This is a genomic window from Endozoicomonas sp. Z74 (assembly GCF_057680865.1).
Genome location: NZ_JBLYZI010000003.1, coordinates 118,674 through 135,595 on the forward strand (window position 1 = coordinate 118,674; position 16,922 = coordinate 135,595).

Below are 16,922 nucleotides of genomic sequence, written 5' to 3' on the forward strand. Positions count from 1 at the left end.
AGCAGCCTGTCTCTCATCCTGCTCTTAATGCCGCTGCTTCCTTGGCCAGACCAGACTGAAGCGGGCCCCTCCCAATGGGCTATGGCTGACCATCGCCCGGCCTCCATGCCAGTACATGATTCTCCGGACTATGGAGAGGCCCAGACCATAACCACCGGATTTTCGGGTTCGACTGTCATCCAACCGGGAAAAGGCGGAAAAAACCCGTTCCCACTGTTCTTCCGGGATGCCGGGACCATCATCATCCACATCAATGCGGCAGGTATCCTGAGTTGAAGAAAAGCGAACCTGAATCCGACTGTCGGCATAACGGCAGGCATTCCCTACCAGGTTCTGAACCGCCCGGTGCAGATAACGGCGATCAATCTCCACAAAACGACGGGGGTTTAACAGGTTACAGGGAATATGCTCAATATCGACCCGGTCCTGCAGTCTCAGGTGCTCGCTGACCACCTGGGCCACCACCTTATCCACATCATGACGCTTGAGCCGGATAGTTGGAGCCCCCTGCTCAAGATTGGCATAGGTCAGGAACTCATCCACCAGATTGTCCAGTTCCTGAATATCCTGATCCATGCCATTCAACTGGGTTTCCCGCTCTTCAGCCGTCTGGGCATCCGCAATCAGATCAAGACCGAAACGAAGACGGGCCACCGGCGTTCTCAGCTCATGGGATACCCCACGGATCATCTCTTTCTGCAGACTCAACAGCCGCTGGATATGTCCCGCCATAGCATTAAAGGCCATAGCCAGACGACCTATGGAGTCAGCACCACTGACATTCACCCGTACCTCAAAATCCCCACGACTGAAGCGTGTGGCGGCCCGCTCCAGCTTTCTCAACCGTTTTTCCATCCCCCGCACCAGGATATAAATGGCCAGGCTCAGGGAGATCAACACAAACAGCCCAATGGTCAGGATTAACTTGAACGGGTAATGATTCAGAAGAGTCAGCGGGCCAAGGCGAATTACACGACCAGTGTCCTCCATACGAGCATAGAGCTGCAGCGTTTCATCCTGGGCATCCAGCACCATCAGAATGCTGCCCTCTCTGAGCTGCCCTTCCTGAACCGGCGTCAACCCCGCCTGAAACTCTGGAATCAATACCACCGGGTAACTCAGTGAAGAGGCAGAGAACTGTCGGAGGACCTCATCTCGCTGTTCGGGGGGATATTGCCTCAGCTGATCCCTTAATAAACTCAGGGTGCCATTGGCCATCTGCTCAGAAATACCGGAAACCACTCCCTGCAGGAACCACTGATCACTTACCCGGGAGGTGACTCTGGCATCCACTTCATCCAGCATTTCCACATGAACATGACCACTGGCCAGCTGGTCATGTTGCTCCTCATCCAGGGGGAGCTGGTTCGATGGCACCAGGGTAAACCGGATGGCCAGCTGCCTGCCCCAGTGATCCAGCCAGTCCTGGCGCTGCTCTGAAGGAAGAGGTGCAATCGCCTCGGAAACCAGCCGGAACGTCCCCCGGGCCATTTCTTCCCGGTACTCCCCGAGCCGGACCCCATTAACAATGGTGATGGTGATGCCGGACAGCACGGATACCAGCACCAGGGAAAACAGCAGGCCGCCATAGATTCGAAGAAAAATACTGCTCATGAGGGTGCTGCCAGGTTCTTTATGATTGAAGACTTCTGGTTGAAAACAAAAACCACTCAGGACTGCTCGCTTTTCACAAACAGGTAGCCTTTGCTTCGAACCGTCTTGATCAATCTCGGGTGCATGGGATCATCACCGATTTTGGGGCGGATACGGGATACCCGGACGTCAATGGAGCGGTCCTGGCCGTCGTACTCAATACCCCGCAGCTGGGCAAAAATCTCCTCCCGGCTCAGCACCCGGCCGGCATTGGAGCACAGCAGCCAGAGCAGATCAAACTCAGCACTGGTCAACTCCACGCTCTGCTCATTCAGCCAGGCTTCACGCATTGAGTTATCCACCACCAGCGGACCAAAGCGCAGGCTGCTCTTCTCCGCCTGGGCTTCCTCCACCGGTACCACACTGCGCCTTAGCAGAGCACGGACTCTGGCCAGCAGCACCCGGGGCCTGACCGGCTTGGCCACATAGTCATCAGCCCCCATCTCAAGACCCAGCACTTCATCAAGATCATCCGTCCGTGCGGTCAGCATCAAAATCTGGCCATGGTACTGGCTTCTGACCCGTCGGCAGATGGACACCCCGTCTTCTCCCGGCAGCATCAGGTCCAGCACCACAAGATCCGGTTTTTCATTCAGAATGCGGTCTACCGCCTTGCCTCCATCCCCTTCCACAGAGACCTGAAGGCCATTGTTTTCCAGATATTCCCGGGTCAGGGTCGCCAGACGCTCGTCATCTTCGACAATCAGGATGCGACCTGTTTCAGCATTCTCCATCGTCATGTTTCATACACCCCTGATTGGTGGAAAGTTGGTGAAAGGCACGTTTACTCTTGCCGGGGATGTTACACTACCCGCTGGCCAGCGTCCTCCCCCTGACTGGAAAGAAGTGATGGACCAATAACCATTCTGGTCACCGGTTAATCTGATTACTTTTTTTTATTGAAGGGGCCCACAATATATTTTTTTATTTTCAAAAACAGGGCGGAGGTTATTGCAAATTTTTTTATCTGACTGGAAAAGATGTCGAGAAGTTAGCGAACACCCACATCAAAAAATACCCACACGTTATCCACACCCTCTCCCCAGGTTGCCCCGCTTGAATTTATCCGAATAGCGCATTATCTTGTGTATATAAACAGTCGATACACAATATATGGTACCCCTCGCTGCTAATCGGGACTAACGTGATAATAGGGCAAACCATGGAAAGCCCATCAATATCCGTCCATCACAGCCTGGCCTGCATAGCATATCAGAAGCCGGTCAGGAGCGGTCAGCAGCCATTTAAAGGAGCAACGACTGTATTCAAGGAAGAATGCTCACACAGGCAGGCGGCCGTTCACCATGAACCTTGCAACGGCTGACTCTGTCCTGCGGAAAAGCTTGTATCTGCTCCGTCAGAATTTTCCCGGCATCACCTCCGGACAAACGCCTACTCAATACTGGATGACCCGCCAATGCAGTCATCTTGCGATATGGGTGGAGCAAAGCAGATCTATTTGTACAGAAAACCACCGGGATTTTCCCGGTCACCATTAAGCGAGACAGGTAAGGGCTGAATGAACAAAAACATCCTGGTCACCAAGCGTGACGGCGACAAGGAGCAGCTGGATCTGGAGAAGATCCACAAGGTGATCACCTGGGCTGCGGAAGGACTGAACCACGTCTCCGTCTCAGAAGTAGAACTTAAGTCTCACATCCAGTTTTACGATGGCATCAAGACCACGGATATTCACGAAACCCTGATCAAATCCGCCGCCGATCTTATCTCCGAGCAGGCTCCTGATTATCAGTATCTGGCGGCCCGCCTTGCCATTTTCCACCTGAGAAAGAAAGCCTACGGACAGTTTGAGCCGCCAAGGCTTTACGATCTGGTGGTGCGCCTGGTGGAGATGAACAAGTACGACCAGCACCTGCTGACGGACTATACCGAAGCGGAATTTGACCAGATGAACGCCTTTCTGGATCACAGCCGGGACATGGACTTCAGCTACGCCGCTGTCAAACAGCTGGAAGGCAAATACCTGGTGCAGAACCGGGTGACCGGGGAGTATTATGAAAGCCCACAGATGCTGTACATGCTGATCGGAGCCTGCCTGTTTGCCAGTTACCCGAAAGACACCCGGATGGACTTTATCGAGCGCTTCTATAATGCCGTGTCCACCTTCAGGCTCTCTCTGCCAACACCGATCATGTCCGGCGTCCGGACGCCCACCCGCCAGTTCAGCTCCTGTGTCCTGATTGAGTGCGGTGACTCACTGGACTCCATCAACGCCACCTCCAGCGCCATCGTCAAGTATGTTAGCCAGCGCGCCGGTATCGGCATCAACGCCGGTAATATCAGAGCCCTGGGCAGCCCGATCCGCAATGGTGAAGCCTTCCACACAGGCTGTATTCCTTTTTACAAGCATTTCCAGACGGCGGTTAAATCCTGCTCCCAGGGCGGCGTGCGTGGTGGTGCGGCTACCCTGTTCTACCCCATCTGGCACCTGGAAGTGGAAAACCTGCTGGTGCTGAAGAACAACCGGGGTGTCGAGGAAAACCGGGTCCGTCATCTGGATTACGGCGTTCAGTTCAACAAACTGATGTACCAGCGTCTGATCGAAGGAGGCAATATTACCCTGTTCTCCCCCAGTGATGTGCCCGGACTTTACGATGCTTTCTTTGCAGACCAGGAGAAATTTGAGCAGCTCTATGTTCAGTACGAACAGGACAGCAGCATTCGCAAAACCACATTGAAAGCCATTGAACTGTTCTCCCTGTTCGCTTCAGAGCGGGCCAGCACAGGCCGGATCTACCTTCAGAATGTGGATCACTGCAACACCCACAGCCCCTTTAACCCAGCCGTTGCACCGGTTCGCCAGAGCAACCTGTGCCTTGAGATTGCCCTGCCCACCAAGCCTCTCTCTCATGTCCACGACGAAGAGGGTGAGATCGCTCTGTGTACTCTGGCTGCCTTTAACCTGGGTGCCCTCACCGACCTGGATGAGCTGGATGAACTGTCGGACCTGATTGTCCGGGCTCTGGACAGCCTGCTGGATTACCAGGATTACCCGGTGCCCGCCGCCTATAACGCCACCATGGGGCGCCGGCCACTGGGGGTAGGCGTGATCAACTTTGCCAACTATCTGGCCAAAAACGGCGTCCGTTATTCCGATGGTTCTGCCAACGGCCTGACGCACCGGACGTTTGAAGCCATTCAGTACTACCTGCTGAAAGCCTCAAACCGACTGGCCCGGGAAAAAGGTACCTGCACCAAATTCAATGAAACCACGTATGCCCAGGGTATCCTGCCGGTTGACACCTATAAGCAGGATCTGGACAGCGTTTGCAGTGAGTCTCTCAGGCTGGACTGGGAAGGCCTGCGCTCTGATATCAAGGCACACGGTCTGCGCAACTCAACCCTGACGGCACTGATGCCGTCGGAAACCTCCTCCCAGATCAGCAATGCCACCAACGGCATTGAGCCACCCCGGGGCTTTGTCAGTGTCAAAGCCAGTAAAGACGGTATTTTGAAACAGGTGGTTCCCGACTTTGAAGCGCTGAAAGACCGTTATGAGCTGCTCTGGAACATTCCTGGAAACGACGGCTATCTGCAGCTGGTGGCCATCATGCAGAAATTCGTGGACCAGACCATTTCAGCCAACACCAACTACGACCCCAATCAGTTTGAGGGTGGCAAGGTACCCATGAAGCTGCTTCTGAAAGACCTGCTGACCGCTTACAAACTGGGGGTTAAAACCCTGTATTACCACAACACCCGGGATGGTGCGGCGGATAGCCAGAGTGACATGGATGACGGCTGTGCAGGAGGTGCCTGCAAGATTTGACAAAGCGGGAATTGGATCGCTGAACGGCATAAATGCCTATAGCCAAAAAAAGCATTTCGTATCACTCTCTGGGCGCCAGTCGCCATTGGCAAGCCGGTTGCAGAGGGTGGGCGAAATGCTTAATCAGGATGCCTGTTTACGCAGCAAAGACAGACAACACTTATCAGGCCATACTTTTCAGGACAGACCAGAGAATGAGTTACACAACATTTAACCAGGAACCGTTCAACGCCATAAAGGAGCCGATGTTCTTTGGCCGTAATGTCAATGTATCCCGTTACGACATCCAGAAATACCCGGTCTTTGAAAAGCTGATCGAAAAACAGTTGTCGTTTTTCTGGCGCCCGGAGGAAGTGGACCTGTCCACAGATCGCAGTGACTTTGCTGCTCTGCCTGAACATGAAAAACACATCTTTCTCAGCAATCTGAAATACCAGACCCTGCTCGACTCCGTCCAGGGGCGCTCACCCAATGTGGCGCTGCTGCCTATTGTATCCCTGCCCGAACTGGAAACCTGGATTGAAACCTGGGCTTTCAGTGAGACCATCCACTCACGGTCGTACACCCATATCATCCGGAACATTGTCACCAAACCCGGTGAGGTGTTTGACGATATTGTCACCAATGAGGCCATTACCAAACGCGCCCATGACATCACCCGTTATTATGACGAACTGATTGAAGGCGTCAGCCTTTACCATCAGTTGGGGGAAGGCACCCACTCCATCAACGGCCAGGATGTCAACATCAGTATCCGGGACCTGAAACGGAAACTCTACCTGACCGTGGTGTCTGTGAACGTACTGGAAGCCATTCGCTTTTATGTCAGCTTTGCCTGCAGCTTTGCCTTTGCCGAACGCTCCACCATGGAAGGCAATGCTAAGATCATTAAACTGATCGCCCGGGATGAAGCCCTTCACCTCACCGGTACCCAGCATATGCTGCAGTTGATGGCCGACGGCAAGGATGACCCGGAAATGGCCACCATTGCCCAGGAGTTGAAAGCAGAAGCCAGGGAGATCTTCATTGCCGCTGCCGAGCAGGAAAAAGACTGGGCGGATTACCTGTTCCGTGATGGCTCAATGATCGGACTGAACCGGGATATTCTCGGCCAGTACGTTGAATACATCACCAACCAGCGCATGAGTGCCGTTGGTTTTGAGCCTGCTTTCCCGGTCAGGCAGAACCCCCTGCCCTGGATGAACAGCTGGCTGAACAGCGACCATGTCCAGGTCGCCCCCCAGGAGGTGGAAGTGAGTTCTTACCTGGTCGGACAGATTGACAGTGAAGTGAAATCGGAAGATTTCAGCAGTTTCTCCCTGTAACCCGTTGACTCCGGGCAGGGGGCTGACCCGCTCCCTGTCCTCCCGAAAGGCAGAACCACAGGGCCGCTATGGCACACATCATCAAAATCCAGGACGGCTTCAGCTTTATTCCCCGCCAGGAACTAAACCTGCTGGAAGCCCTGGAATCCCAGAATGTAGAAATTGACTACCAGTGCCGGGAAGGCTTCTGCGGTTGTTGTCAGGTCACCCTGATTGAAGGAACAGTGGAGTATGTATCAGACCCCATAGCCTTTGTTCCGGACGGTAAAATTCTGCCCTGCTGCTGTCAACCCAAGAGCGATTTGACCATTGAAATGCCAGGTAAGGGGTTAATAATAAAGAAATAGATAATTATTTTTTTATTCTAAAAAATAATATTATAAACAATCATTCGAACTATAATCTGCTTTCTAATAAACAAAACAATCTTAGGAAGCAATCTATGCTCGGGACTCCGCCTGTCAAACTGGCCTGTGTTTTCTATTTCTTGATTCACTGTCTTGCCGCCCATTCCTTCATAGAGCATTCTTCCCCTATCACGGATAGTCTTGAAGCAGAGCCGGAGACATTTGAACCACCAATGCAGGTACTTCAAGAGCAGTATCCTTTTGTACTGGTGAACTTCATTACTGAAACCTCCCTATATCCAACAAACTGGGAGGGCGGACATTATTTCTACAAACATTTCACTTCACTGAAAGACTACGGCATCACCCCTTTCAGCGATATGCAAGATGTACCCCAGGAGCTTAGACAGGGGGTAAAACTGGATTCTAAATTCGGAGTACTTTACGAACCTGGCTCTGACTTTAAAATAGGATTATTCCATTACCATCATGACAAGGAGCAGTCCATCATTGTTGTTATGCCCAACATAGATACCACCCACTTTTCTTCTGATACGTCTGAGGAAGGCAAATCTCTTTTTTTCAAAACACGGGAATCCCTGACAACAGCCAGAGTTCCGGAGCTTATACAAAAGCAGCACCCCGAAAAAACAATCTATTTAACAGGGTATTCACAAGGTGGCCGAAATGCCCTTATAGCAGCACTTAACACTGACACTATCAAAAAAACATACGTATTCAATAGTTACGGGGTTGATTCCTGTAATTTTACAGAAAGAGTCAGTAGCTCTGAGTTAAGAAGAGAAAGACTTCAACGAATCACTCATTCATTTATTGAAGGAGAGTATGTCAACACTCAAAATTTCACACACATTATGGATCAATGGTTGAATTCTGGTGAGAGCAGTACTCTTGCTCGAGGCTCTGTTCCATCCCCCAGCGCCATCATAAGAATGGATAGCCTGACAGCTCAGGAAGTAATGCGATTAAACGGCCGCAACTTAAACAATTTACCGATCATAGCGACATTACGTTATCTTTTCACTCCTCCAAGCTGGACTTTTCATTCGCCAACATCACTGATTGAGATCTATAACCAAAGACTAAATCATGTTAATTAATCTACATAAACGTTGCTTTACCCATTTAACAAATGGATAAAAACCCCATTCACATATTCTATAACAAGCGATTTTCAGTTTTTGTTGCCCCCTTTTTATCAAAATCAAAACACAGCCTGTTTTTTATAAAATTTACATAAAAACAACACTTAGCCAGCAAACTATTCATTAGTTTCCTGGTCTTAATAAAAGAATCCAACTAGTCCGGAAGATAAAATGAAAAACCCGATACTTCTATCCACCTGTTTACTTATAAACATACTGATTATTAGTGCTCATGCTGGCCCACCAAGGCATGAAAACGAAGGTCTTACTGAAATACAGAGTAATAATACGCAGTCCAGCGTTTTCGAAAACGAACTCATACCTGAAGACCACCATCAAGAGGAGCTGCCTGAACCATTAAAACGGTATCTAAATGCCTTAATGATTTATTCAACAGAACGTTATAAATTATCCAGTAGCCGCTCTATGGAGCGGGCTGAAATTAAACAGCAACTGGGTGAGTTGAGAGACAGGGGCATCACCCTGATTGAATCAGAAGAGCAAGTTCCACAGGCGCTGCGCAGTTACTTTACCGGGACCAGTAAAAACGGCAAAGACAAAATGGCCCGCTTCTACTTCAATGATGACGGTTTATCGGTAAGGGCCTTCATAGATGATCAGAACCAGAAGGTATACATCAGCTTCAGAGGAACGGACTTTTTCGACTTGGATAGCATTAAGTCAGCCGTGTCTATTAGCTCACCTGAATGGATAGGCAGCACCTGTTTCTTGCCTTATGCATTAAGAACGGCAAAACAAGTCGTAGAAGCCTTCCGCCAGCATTACCCAGGGTTTTCAATGGTTACACTGGGCTATTCACAGGGAGGGGCGATAGCAACCTACCTGGCCCTCAAGACCGATGACGTAGAAAAAGCTCATGTATTTAACACTCAAATACCGGCCCCCTGCTTAATTGAGGGTGCGTCTAAAGAACGTATCAGCCGGGTTGACAGTACTTACGTACAAAACGACATGCTCAATGATGCGTCGTCCTACTCCCTTCTCTCCATGGTGACATGGTTTTTCCGGCATCAGGGAACGGAGCCCTTCAAGAGTCATGTGCTGCTCGTCCCCCCAACTCTTGAGCCCGCAATCTTTGAGAGCTACAACAAAAAACCTTGGGATCAATTGATGTACCTCCAACAAGGATTCCAGTACCACATCATACATGGGTTTATCCGGCACTCCCCTGCGGCCATTCTTGAAGCAACCCGATACCACCTAGACAAGGCCTCTGAACAGCTATAACAATCTACCCTGCCTTCAGAAGGAGCTGAGGCAGGCTTTCTTGCAGGGCTCGACAGGAAAGCGATATGTTTCTATATACATAATCATTAGCAATTTATGCGTGCAGTGGAATGGACATCATAAAAAGACTGTTTCAATGCTTTTATCCAATACTGATTTCGGTAATAACAGGAGCGCAGGCACTGCAGAAAGAAACAAGCTCTGCTCCCCCCCCTCTGCCAAAAGTCACTGCACACTCATCCGTGGCATTAATAGGAACCCCCAAATACCCGGATGACTTTACCCACTTCAACTATGTCAACCCACAAGCTCCCAAAGGGGGAGCACTTCGGCTGGCCAGCATTGGCAGTTTTGACAGCCTGAACCAATACGCTGAAAAAGGGCAGACTCCGGAATTCCTGTTCATGCTGTACGACCGGCTGATGACCCGTTCTCAGGATGAGCCCTACTCCCTTTACCCCCAGGCAGCCATGAGCGTGGAATATCCTGAAGATTTCTCATGGGTCGCTTTCAATCTGAATCCGGATGCCCGGTTTCATGACGGTCATCCGATGACCTCGGAAGATGTGGTATTCACAGTCAACACCCTGAAAGCATTCAGCTCCCCTTTTGTGAAAAAGATGGTGAATTACATTCAGACCACCCGAGCCACCAGCCGCTACCGGGTGCAATTTGAACTCTCAGAAAACAGCAGGACCCGCAAAGCCGTTGCCCTGCTCGCCTACCTCCCTGTCCTTCCTGAGCATTACTGGAAGGCAAAAGACTTCAACCACAACCACCTGGCTATCCCTCTGGGCAGCGGTCCCATGAAAATTGCTAAAGTGGAGTCCGGCCGATCCATCACCTTTGAGCGGGTAAAAGATTACTGGGGAGCCAATCTGCCAGTGAATAAAGGCCAGTTTAACTTTGACCGGTTGCGCATCGACTATTACCGGGATAACCATGCAGCCCTGGAAGCCTTTGCAGCCGGAGCCTATGACCTCCGCATTGAAAGCGATCCAAGGAACTGGCACCAGAAATACAACTTTCCTGCAATAAAAAGAGGGGACGTCCTTCTAAAGGACATTCGTCTCAAACACCCCCATGGCATGAGTGCCCTGGTATTTAACACTCGCAGGGAACTCTTTCAGGACCGCCGGGTGCGCCTGGCGCTGAACTATCTGTTCAACTTTGAATGGACCAATAAAACCCTGCTGCACTCCGACTACCAGCGCTCATCCAGTTACTACGTTAATACCGATATGGCCGCCATGGGACCGCCAACAGAGGCAGAACGGGCTCTTCTGGAAAATTATCGGGATCAACTACCAGAAGCCATCTTTCATGAGGTGATCCAACAACCCGTATCCGACGGCTCTGGCCAAAACCGCACCCACCGGAAAATAGCGGTTGACCTTCTGAATGCTGCGGGCTGGCACAATGTCAACGGTCGCATGGTCAACAAACAAACCGGCCAGCCAATGGCATTTGAGCTGCTGCTATCTTCACCGGCCATGGAGCGGGTGTTTATCCCTTACGGAAAAAGCCTTTCGGATGTAGGCATCCAGGTGAACATTCAAACGGTGGATCACAGCCGCTTTCGAAAACGCGCCCGGCAGTTTAATTTTGATATGGTGGAATGGCACTACTGGCACTCCTCATTTCCCGGCATTGAGCAGGCCAACAGCTGGAGTAGCAAGGCCGCGGATGAACCCGGAAGCAGTAATCTGGCCGGAGTCAAAAACCCGGTGGTTGACCAGTTACTGGAGCAGTTTGGCAAAGTGCGCCATTATGAAGAGGCTGTTGCCCTCTGCCGTGCCCTTGACCGGATTTTACTCTGGAACACCTATGTTATTCCCAAGTGGCACAAAAACGAGATACACATTGCCTACCGGAAGCATCTGGCACATCCGCCCCAGCAGGGCCTCAACTGGTTCAATGCCAGTGTCTGGTGGGACTCAAGTATAACGAAAAATAAAGATTAACTGCCCGTTGGTGCCGCTTACCCCGTGATCCTGTCTATAGTGAGGGTTCTGAAAAAAACAAGAGATCAGTGATTATGAAGTTCTGCCTTCGCTATCTGGTACTGGGGTTATGGATTACAGCCCTGCAAACCGTTGCTGCCGCCCAGGGGGAGCAAAACACCAGCCGCATTTTTCAGTACTCCACCATCAATGCCCTGCTGCTGGGTTATCTGGATGGTGAGCTGACTTATCAACAGCTGGCTACAAAAGGCAATTTTGGCCTGGGTACGTTTAATGCCCTTAACGGAGAAATGGTGGCCCTGGATGGACAGTTCTATCAGATCAGGGTGGATGGCAAAGCCTACCCGGTTCCCCCCCAGGCAAAAACCCCCTTCGCCACCGTCACTCACTTTTCTCCAGACCAGCTGGTAAAGCTTCCTGAGAACCTGTCTTACGAACAGCTGCAGAAACTGCTTGACCGTCACATCGAAAAAAGAGGTCAGTTCCAGGCCATTCGTATTGACGGGAGTTTTAAAGCCATGAAAGTGCGGAGCGTTCCCAAACAGAAGCCCCCCTACAGAACACTGGCAGAAATCACCCGAACCGAGATGGCCACTTACGAGCACAAAGCGGTTGTGGGTTCCCTGGTGGGCTTTAGAACCCCAGATTACATGAACAGCCTCAATGTAGCGGGCTATCACTTCCACTTTATTGACCAGGAACGCAAGTTTGGCGGCCATGTACTGGGCCTGACAACCGCTAAAGGTGATATAGCCATTGACAATATCCGGGATCTTGAACTGACACTGCCTAATGACCGTAACTTTGACCGGTTAAACCTGAGCAAAGATCAGTCCAAAGACTTGAAAGCCGTTGAACAGGGACATCAGTAGGGTCACATGGAACGCTTTAACCTTCTGTTGCCCCTCTGGGCGCTAGTCGCTACCGCTACAGGGTATCTTTTCCATACTGAAGTTGCTCAGTTCCATTGGGCTCTGTTCCCGGTGATTGCCATTGTCATGTTCACCATGGGGCTGACTCTGACCCTGGGGGATTTTCTGGAACCCTTTCACCACCCCTTTCCCCTGATCCTGGGCGTATTTCTGCAATTTTTACTGATGCCACTGCTGGCATGGAGCCTCAGCACCCTGAGCCACCTGCCCACAGAACTGTTTATTGGTATGGTTCTGGTCGGTGCGGCCCCGGGGGGGACGGCATCCAATGTACTCACTTACCTGGCCGGAGGGAAAGTGGCCCTATCCGTAGGCATGACCACCTTCTCAACCCTTGTCTCTGTAATCGTCACTCCCTGGCTGACTGGTTTTTACCTGCATCAGGTGATTGAGGTAGACAGGCTGGCGATGTTGATCAGCATCGCCAAAATGATCGTCCTGCCGGTGCTTGGCGGTATCACACTCAGAGCAGCGTTTCCGGGGCAGGTGGAAAAAATAGCACCTTTACTGCCTTCCTTTGCGGTGGCCTCCATTGCTCTTGCTATTTGTATAGTGGTTGCCCTGAATGCCGGCGCTCTGGATTCATTGGGAATCATGGTCTTTCTGGCTGTTCTGCTCCATAACCTGTTGGGTCTATGCTGCGGCTATGGTTTTGCCCGACTGGCACGCCTTGACCAATCAACCGCAAGAACCATTGCCATCGAAGTGGGAACCCAGAACAGCGGTATGGCGGCAGCTCTTGCAGTGAAACACTTTTCGGTGCTGACCGCAGTACCTTCTGCCCTGTTCAGTGTGATCCAGAATATTTTTGGAACTTTGCTGGCCAGTTACTGGTCCAAAAAGCCTGTGAAAGAAAGCTGAGCCAGGACCTCCCTAAATCAACGACACTTGACCAACAACAAAGGAGGTGTAGAATACCGGGCAATTTGTCAACTGAGCAGCCAGGCTCGAGGATTGCTCAAACCAGCCCCACGGGTTAACCTGACAGGAATGCAGGCCAACCCATTTAGCCAGTGAGTCCATGTCCCCCATGAAAAGACAGCCGATCCACCACAAGCTGCCACCTGACTCAACGGCTGAAGCACCTATCTCTGGTTGTGATTGCTATCACTTAATACACTGTTTTCAAAAAAGCCCCTTTATCCAGGGGCTTTTTTTTGGGTTTAAAAACTGATTTTTATGGCACAGGCAACAGGTAACCCCCCCATGGAAAACCGATTTTACAACAGGAACATTATCTCCATAGCCGACCTCACCCGGGATGATATGGAGCAGGTTCTGAAAGTGGCCGCGGAACTGAAGCAAACACCAAGACCGGATTTGCTCAGGGACAGAGTCATTGCCAGCTGCTTTTTCGAGGCCTCTACCCGGACCCGCCTTTCATTTGAAACAGCAGTTCAACGACTGGGGGGAACCCTGATCGGCTTTGCCGATGGTGGCAACACCTCCGCCAAGAAGGGGGAAACCCTGGCCGATTCCATCAAAATCATCAGTTCCTACACCGATGCCGTCGTCATGCGCCACCCCAGGGAAGGCGCAGCCCGACTGGCATCTGAATTTTCCAGCGTCCCTGTTATCAACGGTGGTGACGGCGCCAACCAACACCCCACCCAGACGCTTCTGGACCTGTTCAGCATTCAGGAATGCCAGGGTCGCCTGGACAACCTGAAAGTCGCTTTTGTAGGTGACCTGAAATACGGGCGGACGGTTCACTCCCTCACCCAGGCCCTGACCCACTTCAATGCCGAGTTCAGCTTTATCGCCCCTGACGCTCTGGCAATGCCTGACTACATTCTTCAGGAGCTGGATGAAAAGGGCATTGCCTACCGGCAAGCCGGCAGTATCGAAGAGGTTATGGCCGATACCGACATCATCTATATGACTCGCGTCCAGAAAGAGCGGTTCGATGAAACCGAATACAAGCACATTGCCTCCAACTATGTGCTCACTAACGAAACACTCCGGGAGGCACCCGCTCACCTGAAAGTCCTGCACCCACTGCCAAGGGTGGATGAAATTGCCGTGGAAGTAGACCGCACCCCCCACGCCTACTATTTCGAGCAGGCAAGAAACGGGGTCTATGCCCGCCAGGCATTACTGGCTCTGATTCTGAACGAAACGGTTTAACGGGCTTTTAAGGAATAATTGAAGGACTTTGAGGAATTCACAATGAGAAACAAGCTCCAGGTTGAAGCCATCTGCAGAGGCACCGTAATCGACCACATCCCCGCAGGTCAGGGCGTCAAAATTCTTGACCGCCTGCATTTGCTGAACAGCGACGCTGCAATTACCGTAGGGTTTAATCTGCCCAGCAAGGCTCAGGGTCACAAGGACATCATCAAGGTTGAGGGACGTATGTTCACGGAACAGGAGGCCAATGAGCTTGCCCTGTTTGCGCCCAGCGCCACCATTAATGTCATTGATGATTATAAAGTGGTAGACAAGTTCAAGATGGCGATCCCGGAAACGCTTCATGGTGTCTTCGCCTGCCCGAACTCCAACTGCGTTACTCATAATGAGCCGGTGGAAAGCCACTTTTACCTTCGCCAGAAAAGCGATGATATTCAGCTGAAATGCCATTACTGTGAGAAGTCATTCAGCAAGGATATCGTAGCAGAGTTGAAATAACCTAGGGATCCCCGGGTCTTAGCCGGGAAGAACTAAAAGGGAGCCTGTGAAACAGGCTCCTGGTTTCATCGCTATTGACCAAACATTTTCTCAGGCTCAATAAACAGGGCTCGATAATGCACACCGCCAGGCTTATCCGATAGCACATCGATCTCGACTTTGACCGCCCTGGTCCGGTAATCGATCTCGTTGATCCGGCCGATTGTAGGGGTGCTTTCATCAAACAGTCCCACGGCACCTTCAAAGCCAAACATGGTATTCGTCTCTGGCACATATTCGACGTTGGAGGTCACCGGACTGTACCACTCATAACCCCGCTCCTTGCCGTATTCCCATAACTGCTGAACAGTCATTTTCTTTTCGTCAATTCTGTATTCAACAAAACGGCTGTGTTTCATCTCCGGCATGGCTGGCTGTGTGAGCCCCCGGCCATCACCGTTATCGAACACCGTTAATGTACCTTTGTCTGATAACCAGGCCGTATGCTGCGTATAACTCCAGTCGAAGTTGCTACCCTGGCACTCCCCTTCATCAGAACACTTAATCGGCCTGCCACGGGCATCCACCGGCTTAAGTAATTTTTCAGCCCACCCTTTGCGCCAGCCTTTGCGTGGGGAAAGGATCCACTTCACTTTTTTATCACGGGAAACCTTCACGATACCCTGGTGACGGAAAGACAGGATAATGCTGTCATCGGAAGCATCGTAGGCGATGGAGTTAACATGAGCCCAGTTACGCCCTGCCACAACGCCAGGGATATCACCATAGGGCGCATCAATATCCATTTCTCCCGCGGCGATACCGGCACTTTCCGTATCCACGCTGACACAAACCGCCCCCATGTCCAACGCCTCAAGCAACGCATCCCGATAGGGGTCCAGAATTTCCGGCAAAGCCCAGACATCCACCAGCTCCCCAGCCGGGTCTACTTCCAGAATAAAGTCACGCACAGTATGAACCGTGTCTCCCTGGGTGTTGATGTAGTTGGTTTTTGCCGCCCGGATCAGCACATGTCCATTGGGCATGGTAACGGCTTCATGGGAAGCATCCTGATAGCCTCTGGGTAACCGAATACTGTCGATTCTCCCCATCAGATCAAAATGCCCCCAGCGCTGACCCTGGACGTAAGTCAGCTTATCAGAGGGCGTCTTGCGAATACCCATGAAATAGCCACGCTTATTGATATCAATATCATGGCCATCGAACACCGCCTCCTGGTTTAACCACCACCGATACTCTCCCCGGGTATCAATCACATAGGTCATAGGGGCCGATTCAAACGTCAAGGCTCCAAATGCCGGCGACGCTTCATTCAGGCTGGCAGACTGGGTTTTGATCCCAGCCCAGTGCAACTCAGCTCCCCGTGGGGTGTTGGTGTGAGAATTCACCAGATACAACCGGTTCCGGAATTTTGGATCGACTTTAACCACTTTGACCGGTTGAAGCGCAGTCAGGCTTCTGTTGTCCATGTATTTATTCTGAATACCGGATGTGAGGATTTCATAGGTTTCCTTCACCGGACTCCCATCCAGTTGATAGGAGACATCCACTGTGTTTTTAAAGTCCGCATATAATCCAAAAATGGGAATGGCATCATGCCTGAGCATGGTTTTTTCCCCAACGGGATAAGAAATTGCAATCCCCTCTTTCCCTTTCCCACGCACTGTTACTTTTACATCGACCGGTTTTTTACCTCCCAATTCAAGGTAAGCCGATAAAGGTGCATTACCGTAGGGGTTCACCAGAACGGCACCAAGCTTGCCAGCAGGCGGTGCCGGCTTGAACCCTGTTGCGTAAATACTTCCGGAAACAACGATTAACGACATCGCAATAATAGATGCCCTTATCCTTTTTTTCATAATACACCTG

Annotated in this window: 13 protein-coding genes; 10 read left to right on the forward strand and 3 right to left on the reverse strand. The window is 51.1% G+C overall.

Going from position 1 to position 16,922, the window contains the following annotated elements:
• Positions 1-24: 24 nt before the first annotated feature.
• Both ACNRUY_RS01590 and ACNRUY_RS01595 read right to left on the reverse strand, forming a co-directional pair.
• A complete protein-coding gene (locus ACNRUY_RS01590) occupies positions 25-1,614 on the reverse strand; it encodes an ATP-binding protein (protein WP_488109881.1) in 1,590 nt (529 codons plus the stop codon).
• A 56-nt stretch (positions 1,615-1,670) separates the two neighbouring features.
• Positions 1,671-2,393, reverse strand: a complete 723-nt coding sequence (locus ACNRUY_RS01595; protein WP_488109882.1) for a winged helix-turn-helix domain-containing protein — start codon at positions 2,391-2,393, stop codon at positions 1,671-1,673.
• Between the two features lie 779 nt (positions 2,394-3,172).
• On the opposite strand from ACNRUY_RS01595, the gene nrdA reads away from it, so the two are divergent.
• The 10 genes from nrdA (at position 3,173) to pyrI (ending at position 15,053) form a co-directional block, all read left to right on the forward strand.
• On the forward strand, positions 3,173-5,443 hold the full coding sequence (nrdA, locus tag ACNRUY_RS01600) for a class 1a ribonucleoside-diphosphate reductase subunit alpha (RefSeq protein ID WP_488109883.1): 2,271 nt from the start codon (positions 3,173-3,175) through the stop codon (positions 5,441-5,443).
• A 194-nt stretch (positions 5,444-5,637) separates the two neighbouring features.
• Positions 5,638-6,768: a class Ia ribonucleoside-diphosphate reductase subunit beta gene (nrdB, locus tag ACNRUY_RS01605; protein ID WP_488109884.1), complete on the forward strand. Its 1,131-nt coding sequence runs from the start codon at positions 5,638-5,640 to the stop codon at positions 6,766-6,768.
• A gap of 68 nt (positions 6,769-6,836) precedes the next feature.
• Positions 6,837-7,115 (forward strand): class I ribonucleotide reductase maintenance protein YfaE, encoded by a 279-nt coding sequence (gene yfaE, locus ACNRUY_RS01610; protein WP_488109885.1) that lies wholly within the window; start codon positions 6,837-6,839, stop codon positions 7,113-7,115.
• A gap of 95 nt (positions 7,116-7,210) precedes the next feature.
• Positions 7,211-8,236, forward strand: coding sequence for an Mbeg1-like protein (locus ACNRUY_RS01615; protein WP_488109886.1), 1,026 nt, complete (start codon positions 7,211-7,213; stop codon positions 8,234-8,236).
• Between the two features lie 216 nt (positions 8,237-8,452).
• Complete coding sequence (locus ACNRUY_RS01620) at positions 8,453-9,529, forward strand: alpha/beta hydrolase family protein (protein WP_488109887.1); 1,077 nt, start codon at positions 8,453-8,455, stop codon at positions 9,527-9,529.
• 242 nt (positions 9,530-9,771) lie between these two features.
• Positions 9,772-11,493, forward strand: a complete 1,722-nt coding sequence (locus tag ACNRUY_RS01625; RefSeq protein WP_488109888.1) for an extracellular solute-binding protein — start codon at positions 9,772-9,774, stop codon at positions 11,491-11,493.
• Positions 11,494-11,567: 74 nt separating this feature from the next.
• Positions 11,568-12,365 (forward strand): acetolactate decarboxylase, encoded by a 798-nt coding sequence (gene budA, locus ACNRUY_RS01630; protein WP_488109889.1) that lies wholly within the window; start codon positions 11,568-11,570, stop codon positions 12,363-12,365.
• Between the two features lie 6 nt (positions 12,366-12,371).
• Positions 12,372-13,286 carry a bile acid:sodium symporter family protein gene (locus tag ACNRUY_RS01635; RefSeq protein WP_488109890.1) on the forward strand — a complete coding sequence of 305 codons (915 nt, stop codon included), beginning with the start codon at positions 12,372-12,374 and terminating at the stop codon, positions 13,284-13,286.
• A 345-nt stretch (positions 13,287-13,631) separates the two neighbouring features.
• The gene (pyrB, locus tag ACNRUY_RS01640) at positions 13,632-14,552 is read left to right on the forward strand and encodes an aspartate carbamoyltransferase (RefSeq protein WP_488109891.1); all 921 of its coding nucleotides are present in this window, start codon (positions 13,632-13,634) and stop codon (positions 14,550-14,552) included.
• 42 nt (positions 14,553-14,594) lie between these two features.
• Positions 14,595-15,053 carry an aspartate carbamoyltransferase regulatory subunit gene (gene pyrI / locus ACNRUY_RS01645; protein ID WP_488109892.1) on the forward strand — a complete coding sequence of 153 codons (459 nt, stop codon included), beginning with the start codon at positions 14,595-14,597 and terminating at the stop codon, positions 15,051-15,053.
• Between the two features lie 71 nt (positions 15,054-15,124).
• Here the strand turns inward: pyrI and ACNRUY_RS01650 are convergent, their stop codons facing one another.
• The gene (locus ACNRUY_RS01650) at positions 15,125-16,912 is read right to left on the reverse strand and encodes an aryl-sulfate sulfotransferase (protein WP_488109893.1); all 1,788 of its coding nucleotides are present in this window, start codon (positions 16,910-16,912) and stop codon (positions 15,125-15,127) included.
• Between the last annotated feature and the right edge of the window lie 10 nt (positions 16,913-16,922).

Bases quoted from the DNA above. Each gene is read 5' to 3' on its own strand.
- ACNRUY_RS01590 (WP_488109881.1), bottom strand. From the start codon at position 1,614: ATGAGCAGTATTTTTCTTCGAATCTATGGCGGCCTGCTGTTTTCCCTG.
- ACNRUY_RS01595 (WP_488109882.1), bottom strand. From the start codon at position 2,393: ATGACGATGGAGAATGCTGAAACAGGTCGCATCCTGATTGTCGAAGAT.
- nrdA (WP_488109883.1), top strand. From the start codon at position 3,173: ATGAACAAAAACATCCTGGTCACCAAGCGTGACGGCGACAAGGAGCAG.
- nrdB (WP_488109884.1), top strand. From the start codon at position 5,638: ATGAGTTACACAACATTTAACCAGGAACCGTTCAACGCCATAAAGGAG.
- yfaE (WP_488109885.1), top strand. From the start codon at position 6,837: ATGGCACACATCATCAAAATCCAGGACGGCTTCAGCTTTATTCCCCGC.
- ACNRUY_RS01615 (WP_488109886.1), top strand. From the start codon at position 7,211: ATGCTCGGGACTCCGCCTGTCAAACTGGCCTGTGTTTTCTATTTCTTG.
- ACNRUY_RS01620 (WP_488109887.1), top strand. From the start codon at position 8,453: ATGAAAAACCCGATACTTCTATCCACCTGTTTACTTATAAACATACTG.
- budA (WP_488109889.1), top strand. From the start codon at position 11,568: ATGAAGTTCTGCCTTCGCTATCTGGTACTGGGGTTATGGATTACAGCC.
- ACNRUY_RS01635 (WP_488109890.1), top strand. From the start codon at position 12,372: ATGGAACGCTTTAACCTTCTGTTGCCCCTCTGGGCGCTAGTCGCTACC.
- pyrB (WP_488109891.1), top strand. From the start codon at position 13,632: ATGGAAAACCGATTTTACAACAGGAACATTATCTCCATAGCCGACCTC.
- pyrI (WP_488109892.1), top strand. From the start codon at position 14,595: ATGAGAAACAAGCTCCAGGTTGAAGCCATCTGCAGAGGCACCGTAATC.
- ACNRUY_RS01650 (WP_488109893.1), bottom strand. From the start codon at position 16,912: ATGAAAAAAAGGATAAGGGCATCTATTATTGCGATGTCGTTAATCGTT.